The sequence below is a fragment of the Trueperella sp. LYQ141 genome (assembly GCF_046599555.1).
Lineage (GTDB): Bacteria > Actinomycetota > Actinomycetes > Actinomycetales > Actinomycetaceae > Trueperella.
Map to the genome: position 1 here is coordinate 1 of NZ_JBKIWQ010000014.1, position 13266 is coordinate 13266.

Here is a 13266-nt window from a genome sequence, read left to right on the forward strand (position 1 = left end):
AATCCCGACAAAAGCAACACAATTTGTCCGACCAATTAGTTGACTACAACCAACTAAAACCCCCACTTTCGCGCATCAACACAACGAAAAACCCGAAAAATAGCAACACATTTTGTCCTATAACCCGTGTTTGACGGGGTCTGGTGTGGTGTAGCTCGTGTTATTGGGTGGCCTTGCCCTATTGGAGCGCCCCTGGCGTAGCGAGACTGATATGCCAGGGGAGGCAACGAATATTTATCACGTTGCGCAGTTTCTTCAGGTGTCAGTTTCTGAGTTATTTCCAAGCGAAAATGCCTATCGCCTAGATGTAGAAACAGCCTCGGAATCGCTAGATCCCAAGGCTGAATTTCACTTAGTGGCGGGGGCAGGATTTGAACCTACGACCTCCGGGTTATGAGCCCGGCGAGCTACCGAGCTGCTCCACCCCGCGTCGGCTGTTCCAGTCTAGGGAGAAGATCGCGCTAATACAAGGTGGAGTAGGGTGCCCTTTCTCACGATTGTCTGGGTGAAGCTCATTTTTATCTGGTTAAGACGTTGAATGTGAGGGTTAGGTGGCGTGCAATGCTGGGGGGGGATTGGTGGTAGCTCGATAGTAGGTAGCCATATCAATACGGCGAGATTTGATAGCTGGTAGCTGGCATCGGGGAGGGCTTGCCATTGGGCGTGGTTATTGGGTGATTAGAGGTGGAGTTGCTACGGGGTGCGCAGCTATTGGCGGTCAGGGCTGTGGCGGTTGATGGTTGTCAACACTTAATGGTGATTAGTGGTTGGTGGCTAGCAACTTGGCAAGCACTGGCAATCATAGTTATTTGATGGGTGATGTGAGGGGCTGGTGATAGCTGTGCTAAAGAGTGTTCCTCGTAGCTGTAGATGATTGCCAGCGCCATTTGCGTCGGTATTAGTTTTGTTGTGCTTCATTTAGCCCTCGCCTGGGTGGGGGACTCCGTGAGCGCTATCTCCTTGGCTAGCTCTGAGTTTTCGCCTTATTATTACCTTCAAATTATTGACCTAGATATGATTATATACTAGTCTGAAAATGAACCTAGTTGCTAGTTGCTAGTTGCTAGTTGCTAGTTGCTAGTTGCTAGTTGCTAGTTGCTAGTTGCTAGTTGCTAGTTGCTAGTTGCTAGTTGCTAGTTGCTAGTTGCTAGTTGCTAGTTGCGAGGAGGTGCTATAAATGGCCAAGGACTACGAAGCAAACTGGCATGAAAGCCTGAAAGAACGTTCTGCGTCTGATTGCGTATCAGGTGCCCAAAGCTGCGATGATGTTTTAACAACTGGCGTTTCGGCGACCGGCGTTTCATCAGCCGATGTCTTAGCAGCGGATAGTTCATCAGCCGATGTCTTAGTGACGGACGGTTCAGCGACCGATACTTCAACAACCGACCGTCCAATAACTGATCTTCCGGCGGTTGACGTTTCGCCAACAGGTGTTCCAACAGCCAGCGGCTCGATAAGCGATCTTCCGGCAACCAGATCTTCAACAGCCGATCTTCCAGCAGCTAACCTCGCAACAAATGATGTTCCGGCAACCCACGAGGTTACCGGCAGCCAAACATCGCACGATGGTGCAAAGTCTGATGAGTCCGGTGATGATCCGAGTCACGTCTACCTTACGGGAACTCGGGATACGCTCAGGCAGATCGCCGCTACCCTCTCGCCAGTGTGTTACACGATCCCCATCGTCCTCGCCCTGATGAGCATGTGTGAGGGTAACGGGTCGATGACTATTAGCCTCAATCTTTCTCTTATCTCCGGCATTATTTTGGGGTACCTGATATTCATTTCCGTTGTGGTCTGTACCTGGCTGTACACGCACCGTTCCCTGTGGATAGCCCTCCTGGGGGTGGTCTGCGCAGCAGTGCCATGTGTTGGTCTGCTTTTCGGTTTCAGAAAAACCATGGGAGACGCTCGTATGCTTGCGGTATGGGGGCGGATGAATTCGCTCTTATTCCTAGGGATCGTCGTCGCATGTGGTGTTCTGATTTCTGTTGTGCTTAACCGATCGACCAAACGAGAAAAACGACGTATTGAGTCGCGGCTCTTGGATCTGCGGATACACCATGACGTTGCCGCATTGAATAACGAGTGGTTTGCCGAGTTGGAAATCGCGTTACGGCGTGACTATCTCATGGACGAGCGAACCTTAGATTCTCAGATTCGCGAATTGCGCCAACATCTTGATTGTGCCAGCCAGGAATCCGGGCGGGTGTGTAGCACTGAGGAAGAATTCGGTGACGTCCGTCAGTTCGCGGCAGAATTAGCGGAAAATAGTCGGCATACGGTCATGCGGAACATGACGTACTCGGTGCTAGGATATGGCTTCGGGCTCATCGTCTTTGTCGCATCGTGGGCGCTGTGCTTGCGTGAGGTTATCCTTGGTGAATTGACCTCATGGGCTGTGATACAGCTCGTCGTGGCAGGGCTATTGGCAGTGATTTTCGCTGTGGCATTTTTCCGGCAACTGCGGGTGTGGCGTGCGGTACGCCAGAAAGGTTTATCTGGGCTTAAGGCCGAGGCGCGAGGAGAAACGGGTGAGATCAGTGTCGAAGATTAGCCTTGGCGCTGGTGCGGAATGGCAACGCAGCTTGCTGCCATTTCTGCTGATGAAGGAGATGGCCAAAAGCCCGGGGCATGGATATGGCCTGGCTCAACGTCTTGCCAATGCCGGTTTTTATAAAGTCGCCGGTGCGAAGCTTTACCCGGCTCTTAATCGCTTAGAGTCCGACGGTTTGTGTTGCGCGACGTGGGAAGGTGGAGAAGGTGGGCCAGGGCGGAAGGTCTATCGGCTGACGGAGCTAGGGCGTCAAGCTCTCGCGGAACAAAGCCGTGCTTGGAGCGAGCTTGTTGATCGGATTGCCGCTCTTGGTTAGTTAGCTCGTGCAAGCGTTGAGGAGGCAACACATTGCTGAGCTGCGAACCTGCACATAGGGCGGGCTCAAGTACTCTCCGTGTTTGAGCTATGGTTGGTGTATTCCGCGCGACCTCGTGACTACGAAAATAAAGGAACTGTAGGTGAGTGTGTAGGGCAGTAGAGGCTTAAATTTGTGGGTAGTGCTTTGCCAGGTTTAGCGTCGTTGCCTCGCTTTTCTCGCGCTATTAAATCGCTCAACTGAGCGGTGTTACGCTTTTCAGCCTGACGTCAATTCCCTCAGTTCACTAGGGCTTCGGGGGGGGGGGGGGAAAGAGGAGAGAAAAAGAGAGAAAGAAAGGAAAAGAGAAAAGCATGTCCTGATTACCTGAGCATGTTCTGGTTAGCTAAATCCGACGGGGTATCCGTCGTTTCCCCAATCTGGCGGTCTTAGTAAAATTTTAGCCGGCGTCCTCACGCGTCTTGATGTCTTGATATTAGTGGCGTTTGGCGTCGCATTATTGCTGTATTCGAACGGCGATCCCCGCTTCGCGGGACTTGGCTCAAGGAAAACCAGGCGCAATAAAATTTGCGTTATCCTCCGTCTGCCGCAAACTAGCGTCGTGCCTTAATTCCCCTGATTCCTAAATGCCCTCAATTTTGGCAGTGATACGGTCGAGAAGATGGCGAACCACGCCCTCAATAGGCAGGTGTGAGGAAACGAAAATAGATACCACTTCAGAAAGCTCAGGTTCAGTGCGAACCGGCACTGCCTCAGAGGTCAATTGTGAGACGTTCTCCGTAGAAAATGCCACCGCCGCATCGCGCCCAGCCAGCGCAAATAGCGTTGTGAGCTGAACTGTCCAATGAACGATTTGTGGATGCACCCCGTGGGAGCGGATCTCATCAAGAATAATATTAGAAATCTGCGCCCCGGCGCCCATAAGAACGAACGGATACCCATCAAAATCAGCGAGATTCACTCGGCTAGCTTGAGCTATTGGAGACTGTGGGGAAACGTAGGCAACGATAGGGACGGCGACCTGCGTCCACAATGTACAGCCAGAGGGAATAGTTGGAGTGATAGCGACAGCAATATCCACCTGCCCCTTTTCAACTTCCTCCAAGACTTGTGCCGTTGCACCTTCAGTAATAACCAGATCAATTTCGGGATGTTCTGGGATGAAATTCTCCAACAGGTCGATGATGGCATACATGCCTACGATCGGCGGGATAGCGATGCGCAACCGACGTGGCCCCTCGCAGCTCGCTGCGCGCGCTGCGGTTACTGCTTCGTCAATTCGGGCCAATATCGCCTCAGCGCGGGGGAGCAGCTCCCGCCCAGCAACTGTGGCTTGAACCCCTGCCGGAGATCGGGACAGCAGTGGTGCCCCGATCTCCGTTTCGAGTTTCCGCAGGGAAACAGAGATAGCTGGTTGAGAAACGTTGAGAGTATCTGACGCCGCTGTAATACTCCCGAGCCGCACAACTTCTACGAAGTAGGTGAGTTGCCGAATATCCATAACCCCAGCTTATCCCGAAAATCTCCGAAAGCTTTTATCGGTTTAGAAAATGGAATCTACTTCTGTGAGCTCTCGGTATTTTCTGCCGTTTCTTGGGCGATGCGTGCACTGATTCCGACGTACCAATCAGGTTCGGCTAAGGCATCCAGATCTTCACCGGCTAACTGCTCAGCAATATCAGGATAGCGGGCAACGAAATCGCTGAGCGTTATCCCATTAGCTAGCCATTCTTTCGCAAATTCTTGCAGAAGATCATGAGCTACCTCGTGGCCGATTGCCGGAGCAAGCCGCATCATTAGCCCCTCCGTCACGATGAGTGGACCTTCCGCGCGAGCATTGCGGGCTAAACGTTCGGCGTCAATCTGGATACGCGGTATGAGCGCAGTGAGATCTGTGATGGCCTTGTGAACGAAAGTAAATACTCGCGGTAGCACGTCGCGCTCGATTTCAAACTGACGCGGATCGCGCTCAAGCAAATCTGCAGGTTGGGCAAGGAGCGAAATGGCAGAACCAACGGCCAGCCGAGCATTCGAAGTGACCTGTAAAGTCGCGAAAGGATTACGCTTTTGCGGCATTGTTGTCGATCCAGAGGTGTGCATATCGAGCACCTCGGCGGCTTCCCGCAATTCAGTGCGTTGCATTTCAAAGAGATCATCTGAGACTTTTGATAGCGAACGAGCCAGAACCGCCAACATTGCCATCATCGCAGTATACGAATCGCGCGAGGAATGCCAGGTAACCAGATCGAAACGTAAATCGAGACGTTCGGCAAGTTTGCGGGCATAGCTTTCCTCAGCCGCACCGAATGACGCGTATGTGCCTGCCGCCCCAGAGAACTGAGCGCAGAGAATTCGCTTGCGTTCTTCGTTGATACGTTCCCGATCGCGGCGCAATTCGCTAAGCCAGCGTGCTCCGCGCAACCCTAACGTACCCGGCACTGCCAATTGGCCGTTAGTGCGCTGTGCAGTGACGGTGTGCGCGTGATCAAGAGTGAACCTGCATATTTGTGCATCGAGATCGGCAAGTGCTGTATCAATGAGATCAAGCGCGCGGCGAATCTGAAGGACGCGTCCCGTATCGAGAATATCTTGCGTGGTCGCCCCGAAATGGACCCACGGTTTGCCCGCATCTGACATGTGTGCCCGTAGATTATCTAAAGCAATGATGAGAGGGTGGCCAGCACTGCGGCTCGTCATCTCTGCGACGCGCTCGTCGTCAACCGTGGCGGCTTCTTCAATGGCTGCCACAGCCGATACTGGAATCGCGCCCAACTCAGCTTGCGCCTGGGCCAGAGCGACTTCCACGTCGTACCAGGATTGAATGGTTGCTTTTTCGCTCCACACCTCATACATCTGGGTGGTGGAGTAGTTTGCCCGCGTCAGAGCACTATCAGGTAAAGACAAAGCCATGAGATTCCCCTTCTCGGTTCATCTGATCTTGTTCGATTGATGATGTTTTAGGTTATGTGTTTGCCGTTCTACATTCCGACCGACGCTGGCCGGTTGCGTATTTTTAGCCTAGAAACAAGACGAATATGACATGTAATAGTTTTTCTCTATAGTGCATTTTAAAAAATTCATCATGACGTGAAGAAAAATTTTGCTAATGCCCTATAACCAGGGATGATTATCTCTCGACGGCGAGCTGCCGTAGCCTCTAAACAGAAAAAAGATCGCAGCAAGGACGCTGCGTTATCAGCACTGGGGGTTTTCCATCATGCTTGAGATCATTATTATCCTGGCTGCGCTAGGATTCGTCGGATTTCTCATTGCCAAAAAAGTCAAAGCTGCCGCCGCACTTCTTGCTGGCGGCATGTTGCTATTACTTATCTCCGTCCTGCTCGGGCATGTTGGGGATAACACGATGCTTCACGACGAGAAAGCGCTGACGGGGGTTGCCTTAGTCGATCAGCTATCCGTCATGAAAGCCATCATCATGAAGAACCTGACCGGATCAGGTCTGATTATCATGGTGCTCTTCGGATACACCGCATATATGGATACCCTGGGGGCGAATACCAAGACTGTGCGCGTGCTATCTCGCCCACTATTAGCCCTACGCGGCTCAGCTCAGCTTCTGCTCGTGCCCTTAACCTTCATCGTCGTTAACCTGATGTCCCTGGCAGTGCCTTCAGGGGCAACATTGGCAGTACTTCTTGGGGCGACGCTGTATCCGGCTCTCGTTGGTGCTGGAATGAGCCCGTTAACCGCTGGAGCGATCATTGGTACATCGGCAACGATTATGCCTAGCCCGCTCGCTGCGGATTCTATTGAAGCGGCTCATCAGTTGAAGATGAGCATCGGGGATTACGTCTTTGGTAATAATGCGAAAGTTTCTATTCCGGCCATCCTTATTATGGCTTTGGTACATACTTTCTGGCAGCGGTATCAAGACCGACGTGATATGGAGCGCGGTCGTGAAATCGGCAAGCGTGGTTTATCACAGGAGAGTGTTGAAGCCGCCAAGCACGTCCCAGGATTCTACGCACTGTTCCCCGTCCTGCCGCTGTTATCCGTCCTCGTGCTCTACATCTTGAAGCATGTTGGCGTCATCTCCTTTGAGATTGGGCTGGTGGAAATTACCTTAGCCTGCCTGTTCGTTGTGGTTGTTATCGAACTCATCCGTCAGCGCACCCTATTCGACACTATCGGTAACACTGCCAGTTATTTCAAAGGCATGGGGGACGCGGTTACTGGCGTGGTTTCGATTATTATCGCGGCCGGTTTCCTCATTGAAGGTATCCAGCAGATGGGTGTTTTGAAGATGCTGCTCAATAAGGTGTCGGGATTGCATGGTGCTGCGATGCTCATTGGTTTGGCATTCGTGGGGGTTGCCGTCTTGCTCGGGTTGATGACGGGCTCAGGCCTGGCAGCATTCTTCGCGCTAATGCCGGTTGTTCCGGGTATCGCGGCCTCCACGGGGGCGGCAGGGCCGATGATTTCCGTGCCTTTGCAGTGCGCTGCCTCCCTTGCTCGCTCCGGCTCGCCGGTTGCAGCCTCAACCCTGATTTCCGCCGGTATTGCTGGGGTAGAACCTCAGCAGCTCTTGAAGCGCACCTTGCCAGTGGTTCTGTCAGGCATTGTCAGTTCGGTTGTTGTGTCGTGGATCGTCTTGTAATTGCGATAACGGCCGGAGAACCGCGTTAGATACGTAGTTAAATAGAAATAATGACGTTCACGTGCGAGGAAAGGAAACGATCATGAGCCAGAGTGTCAGTGAGATGGTCAACACCATCGTTGTGCGGCTTGAGCCGGAGCTTCAAGCAATTCGTCGAGATATTCACGCCCATCCAGAACTTGGCTGGGAGGAATTCCGTACCACCTCAATCGTCGCCACCTGGTTGCGCGATCTCGGATATGAGGTGCTGGTTGGTCAGGCCGTATGCGACCCGGCAACCCGTATGGGGGTGCCTTCCGATGAGATTCTGCAGGCCTCGTTTGAGCGGGCGCTCGCAGAAGGTGCTGATCCGGAACTTATGGAACAGATGCGTGGGGGGTACACCGGAGTTGTGGCCACCTTACGTAACGGCGAGGGGCCGGTTGTGGGAATGCGTTTTGATATTGACGCTCTACCCATGCAGGAAACTGATTCTCCTGAGCACCGCCCGAATCAAGAAGGCTTCGCTTCTACTCATCCGCAGGTTATGCACGCATGTTGCCACGACGTGCATACCACTATCGGAATGGGTGTTGCTCGGATCATGATGGAGCTGCGGGATTCCTGGTCAGGGACTTTGCGTTTAGTGTTCCAACCTGCTGAAGAGGGGGTACGAGGCGCTAAATCTATGGTGAGTGCTGGTCATCTTGACGATGTGCAGTATCTGCTCAGCGCCCATGTCGAGCCAGGCGGTCAAGAGGGTGCGCATATTCATGCTGGTTCTGGCGGGACATTTGCGACGACGAAGTTCCTCGCATATTTCCACGGCAAGGCAGCACATGCGGCCGGTAATCCGGAAAACGGGCGTAACTGCGTATTAGCTATTGCGACTGCCGCCTTGAATATCTCGGCAATGCCGCGTCACTCCAAGGGGACGAGCCGGATTAACGTCGGTCGAATTCAGGCTGGATCTGGGGCGAATATTATTGCCGATTATGGTGAGATGGAACTAGAGGTTCGCGGTGCAACCACAGAGATTAACACGTACCTAGCTGATTACACGATTCGCATTTTGGAATCAGCGGCAGCGATGCATGGAGTCACTGTCGATATTGAGGTTGCCGGTGAATCGCCATCGCTGGAATCCGATGATGCGTTAATGGAGCATGTTGCCTCCAGCGCTGAAGAAGTTGGCGTTATTGCCGGATTGCCGCACCGATTCCCAATGAATGCCTCCGATGACTACGCCTTCATGTGCCAGCGAGTCCAAGAAAACGGTGGTCAGGCAACGTATATGCAGTTGATGTCGCCGATAACTCGAGGAATGCATACGGTAGTGACGGACGTGGATGAGCAGTGCTTGCCGCGCGGGCTGCGTGTTTTCGTTGCGAGTGCGCTGCGCCTGATGCCGCCGCAATCGTGACGTACTAGGTGTAACCTCATGCGTCTGGGCAGGAGTGAGATATTTTCTGCCCAGACGCATGATTGTGTTACTACATGTGGCACTAAACCTGCTGTAACTGCTGTGAAATCTCCTGCAGCCACAGATCGGCGCGCATAATCTCGCTATGGAAAGCGGCATCAAATTTTGCGTACAGTTGCTCGTATCGGCGCCCGCAGTGGAGCAGATGTTTTACCTGGGCGGTTGAGATCGGAATAATTTTCATATTTTCAACGAGTATGTTGTTGGGCGCGAAGTAGACGTTATTTTTTCGGGACCGGAAATCGTTGACGGTATTCAGATCGAGATAGGGCGCAATGAAAATACAGTAGTCCGTGGCGTTTCCTGATTTTGCGATCTGGTTTCCAAGGTGTCGCGATACGGGTTCCATCTCCATTCGCCGCTGATTTGTACTATCGGCTAAGGTGGCTTCAATGACGAGGCAGTGGGCAGGATAGCTGGGGGATTCTTCGTAATCGTAGATGATGTCTGCGTCTCCGCCAATGGCATGGGAACGCGGAAGAAGATCTGCCTCTAGCTGGAGTTTCATAAAAGATAGAACATCCCCTTTATTCCCGGAAAGCCGGAACCACACGAGAGCAAGAACGTATTCAAAAATCGTAGAAATAGTGGCCTCATCCGTCACTAATTCGGCAATTCGAGAGTCATCTCGGCGTTCAAAACAATCCAATAATTCGCAGAGAATCTCGTCAGTAAAGCGCGTGCAGAGAAGCTCGTGGAGTCGGGTGTTCTTCTCGTCTTTCATGACGGCATGGACGTCGCTGAGGCAGGAGAGCGTCCGACCAAGTTTTTGCGACAGATGATCGAGGATTTGTGAATCGGTGAATGCGAATCGTGGCGAAATATCGCTCAGTGAGGTGTTTTCGTGTAGACGGCTGTGTGCGGCGAAAATATCGTCGTGTAATGCTTCGCCTGCCAGCGCGAAATACGCAGCGGGGATCGTATCGAAAGTGACCATTCGATCATCGAAGATAACGGTGTCACTGAGTTTGATGTACCGTCGGTTCAAATCGAAGTAATCCTCAAGCGTGGCCTTCGCCTTGAAAAGATGCAGATATTTGAAGAAATACCTCTTGAGATCATCGCGAGTGTTGACCTGAAGGAACGGGCAGGTATCTTTGATTGCTGTTAGCCCCTGTGATTTAACAGAGCGTTCGGATAGCCCTTTCCGGAACAGGAGCTTACGCCACATCGTGCCTGCATTTCCGGTAATTCTTTTAGCGGCAGTTAACAGGCGTGCCACCTCTGCCTCAGGGGTATGTTCACTGAGAAATACCTGTTCTAATGACGTGAAGAGCTGATAATACGGCTTATCGTATGTTCGGCTCTTTCGATTCATTCCGATGGTGGTAATCAGTTCTTCGCTGATTTCTTCATCTTGCAGAAGATTCCAGGCCTCTTGGTAATTACTTTTCGCCATAAGCGTTCGGAAAATAACCTCGTCGGTGTCCACAGATTCGCCACGACGCATTGCGGCAATGCCGTCTTCGACTAGCTGTAAAGATTGCGGGCTTGACACTAATGGCAATAGATAAGCGAATTCATCCCAGGTGAGAAACTCAAATCGGTTCAGCAAATAAGCGAGCGCGAGAAATGGTCGCACTTCAATCCCGTCCACCTGAACTGTGGTTTTCAGAAGCTGGCGCAGATAGAAAAAGCTATCCTTGGGGATTGCCAGGATGTTATCGCTCGAAAAGTCGCCTCGATCAAAAATGTCGAGCAAATCTATGCCTGCCGCCGTAAGTTCTCTATCGTGTGTGACTAACCCGAGAACCGTCAGACCGGATGTTTTCTGGCGGGCGTCTTTATCCTTATTTGGCGCCTCGCCGGATAGGAAGTTCTGATCCTTCATGAAGTCATAGAACGCCGACTGAGTTTCTCGGTTCCACATCCATTGACGCCCACAGGCCAGTTGTGCGTTCGTGAAATCGCGCAGGAGTCGGAGTTGCTGTTCCGTCTTTAAGTTAAGTTGCGCAGTTCGGAAACTCGTCGTGCCTAAGACCCAACAGAAGCTGCGGTAAGGGATGTTCTCGTAGATCATGACAGGCTACCTGCTCGTGAAAATTCCAGTTGATACCGATGATACGCTACGTTTTCTCTGCGCTTGACGTAGGGGGGGGAAAAAACAGGGCGTAGTCATTTTTCATAGTTGACGACGAGGATTTCTCGGGTGGCAGTTGCGGCGTTCTTGCGTTGATAGTTGGAATTTGAGTAGCTCATATTCAGCTCATGTACTCGGTATGGGCGCGAGGTAATCCAACTGTTGAGGGTGCTGTTAATGCGTCCTTTTGCTTCTACCGCGTTTGATAGAGCGAATTTTCTACCAGAACGGTCGATCGCGTCTAAGAAAGCGAGGAGATCTTCCTCGTCCGTTACCGTCCACCCGCCATTTTCGTTATAGGTCGCTTGAGTAATCAGATAGGGCGGATCGCAGTAGAAGAGGGTGTCGTCAGGAAAATCGTCGATACGTAGGTCACGGAAGTCGCCCACGGTGAACTCTGCGTCCAACTCGCGAATCCGCATTGAGAATTCGCGTAGCTTACGCCGCATTTTGGAGTTGAAATCGCGTTTTCCTACCGGAAGATTGAATTCGCCTTTTCGGTTGAATCTGAGCTGATTGTTGAAGCCAAAAATGACGAGTGCGTAGAGCAGCAGGCTCTTGGTATCGCTGCCCTCAGGGGTCGCGTTATAGGCCTGCCTCAGGGCTAAGAATCCAGGTTTATTATAGGCGGCTAGCCCTTTTGTGCTTTCTGCGCCGAATGTTGCGTAACTGGATTCATGTGTTTTTGATAGGCCGAACTGCTGTGAGATGTGGTCAATCTGTTTAATGATTTCTTCGGGGGAGTTCTTTGCCAGGAACGTCATGAGATGAATGAGTTGTGGGCTGAGGTCGTTAAACAGCACCTTTTTTGCTTCTGAATTAATACCGACGTTACAGCCGCCGGCAAAAACATCGACGAAATATGAGGCGGGGAACAGGAGTGGCTTTAGCTGTGGCAGCAGTTTGCCTTTGCCGCCGATATAGTTAATCGGGCTGATAACGATAGCGTGATTGCGTTCGGATACGTCATTGACGCGGCACACGAATAACCGTTCGGTGTTTCCTTCGATCTGGCTTTTGCCTGCGTTAAAGGGTTTATGTTCAATCTCAAATGTTTGCACGGTGCCTTTTTGCGCAAGAATATCTAGGATCTCACTGTCGCAAATGCGGGCATTGGATCGGGCATTGCCTTTAGAGGACATATTGTTGTACGAAAATGCAATGTACTTGCATTGTGCGTGGTTCACGAGATCGCGAAGCGCGTGGGCTGCCCGAACTGAGTTGTATGCGCTTTTCAGTTCGCTTCTATCCATCTTTTTCGCGACTCCGTGGACGTGTGGCTTCTGCCAGCGGGCAACATTTTCCAGCAGATGATAGGCGTCAGAATATTGGCGTGAGTTATATGGCGGGTCAAGGTAGAGCAGGTCTACGTTGATGGTGCGCACGAGTTCGTTTGCGTCGGTGTTGAAAACCAGATTATCGGGATGTATGCGGGTATCGGGCATGACTAGGGGGAAGCGTAGTCCGGCGCGAAAAGGTGCGCCTTTCCGATACGCGTCATAATGGCCTACTGTATTGGCGTAACGATCCATACCGTAAATGATTGTGGTAATGAGGATCTCGTATTCTTTGCCAAGGAGATATCCTTCGGTGCGCAGCAGCTCAATTAGTTCGCGGGCGACACCGATTTTTGAACAGTCGTCGGCGGAGAAATACGTATTGGCGAAGTTGCAGCGCATGTAGTTATCCTCGGTGGAGGAGTGGTTATTGATAACCTCGGTAAACCGCCAGATGAGTTCTGGGCGGAAATCACCGTTACCAAACCAGGCCATGTGTGCCACGTAGTTTGAATACAACAGATCGTTAGTAATTAAGCGTTTATCGGCAAAAGCTTGCGCTACGGATCCTGTGCCGGCGAAAATATCGCAAACCGAGGTAATATCGGGGAACTGGCTGGTGAGGGTTTCTCGAATAAAGGTGGTAATTGCTGCTTTGTTGCCTAGATAACGACGGTTGTGTGCCTCAACAACTTTGCCGCCGCGCCGCGAGAATTCAGCTTTCAGATGGGCAATATCCTCGGGTGACGGGCGCCTAAGACCAGGGCATTTATCGGCAGAAATACGGAATTCTGTGAATGCAGAAAGCAACGTTGCCGCTTCGTTTGACATGGCGCTCCTTTGGTTGTGGCACTTAGCATCGTAGATGCTAAACGGAGCGTCAATCAACTATCGCTCCTGAGATTGACGCGACAGCCGGCGTTGCCAGTTGCTGTACTACGAAGAATTTTCCTCTT

8 protein-coding genes and 1 tRNA gene are annotated in these 13266 nt (G+C 51.7%); 4 read left to right on the plus strand and 5 right to left on the minus strand.

What is annotated here, in order from left to right; genetic code table 11:
• Nucleotides 1-356: 356 nt before the first annotated feature.
• Nucleotides 357-430 (minus strand) — tRNA-Met (locus ACLHIJ_RS08645).
• Between the two features lie 747 nt (nt 431-1177).
• Here ACLHIJ_RS08645 and ACLHIJ_RS08650 point away from each other — a divergent pair.
• Together ACLHIJ_RS08650 and ACLHIJ_RS08655 are read left to right on the plus strand one after the other, a co-directional pair.
• On the plus strand, nt 1178-2557 hold the full coding sequence (locus ACLHIJ_RS08650) for a hypothetical protein (RefSeq protein WP_411298947.1): 1380 nt from the start codon (nt 1178-1180) through the stop codon (nt 2555-2557).
• Nucleotides 2535-2873, plus strand: coding sequence for a PadR family transcriptional regulator (locus tag ACLHIJ_RS08655; protein WP_411297292.1), 339 nt, complete (start codon nt 2535-2537; stop codon nt 2871-2873). The genes ACLHIJ_RS08650 and ACLHIJ_RS08655 overlap by 23 nt, the downstream gene beginning before the upstream one ends.
• A gap of 622 nt (nt 2874-3495) precedes the next feature.
• Here ACLHIJ_RS08655 and ACLHIJ_RS08660 read toward each other — a convergent pair.
• Both ACLHIJ_RS08660 and ACLHIJ_RS08665 read right to left on the minus strand, forming a co-directional pair.
• On the minus strand, nt 3496-4374 hold the full coding sequence (locus tag ACLHIJ_RS08660) for a LysR family transcriptional regulator (protein WP_411297293.1): 879 nt from the start codon (nt 4372-4374) through the stop codon (nt 3496-3498).
• A 56-nt stretch (nt 4375-4430) separates the two neighbouring features.
• Nucleotides 4431-5783, minus strand: coding sequence for a lyase family protein (locus tag ACLHIJ_RS08665; protein WP_411298948.1), 1353 nt, complete (start codon nt 5781-5783; stop codon nt 4431-4433).
• A 307-nt stretch (nt 5784-6090) separates the two neighbouring features.
• On the opposite strand from ACLHIJ_RS08665, the gene dcuC reads away from it, so the two are divergent.
• Both dcuC and ACLHIJ_RS08675 read left to right on the plus strand, forming a co-directional pair.
• Nucleotides 6091-7491: a C4-dicarboxylate transporter DcuC gene (dcuC, locus tag ACLHIJ_RS08670; RefSeq protein WP_411297295.1), complete on the plus strand. Its 1401-nt coding sequence runs from the start codon at nt 6091-6093 to the stop codon at nt 7489-7491.
• An 82-nt stretch (nt 7492-7573) separates the two neighbouring features.
• Nucleotides 7574-8893, plus strand: a complete 1320-nt coding sequence (locus tag ACLHIJ_RS08675; RefSeq protein WP_411297296.1) for an amidohydrolase — start codon at nt 7574-7576, stop codon at nt 8891-8893.
• An 82-nt stretch (nt 8894-8975) separates the two neighbouring features.
• Here the strand turns inward: ACLHIJ_RS08675 and ACLHIJ_RS08680 are convergent, their stop codons facing one another.
• Nucleotides 8976-10973 carry an AlwI family type II restriction endonuclease gene (locus ACLHIJ_RS08680; RefSeq protein ID WP_411297297.1) on the minus strand — a complete coding sequence of 666 codons (1998 nt, stop codon included), beginning with the start codon at nt 10971-10973 and terminating at the stop codon, nt 8976-8978.
• A 95-nt stretch (nt 10974-11068) separates the two neighbouring features.
• Entirely contained in the window at nt 11069-13141 is a 2073-nt protein-coding gene (locus ACLHIJ_RS08685; protein ID WP_411298949.1) for a Dam family site-specific DNA-(adenine-N6)-methyltransferase, read from the minus strand.
• Between the last annotated feature and the right edge of the window lie 125 nt (nt 13142-13266).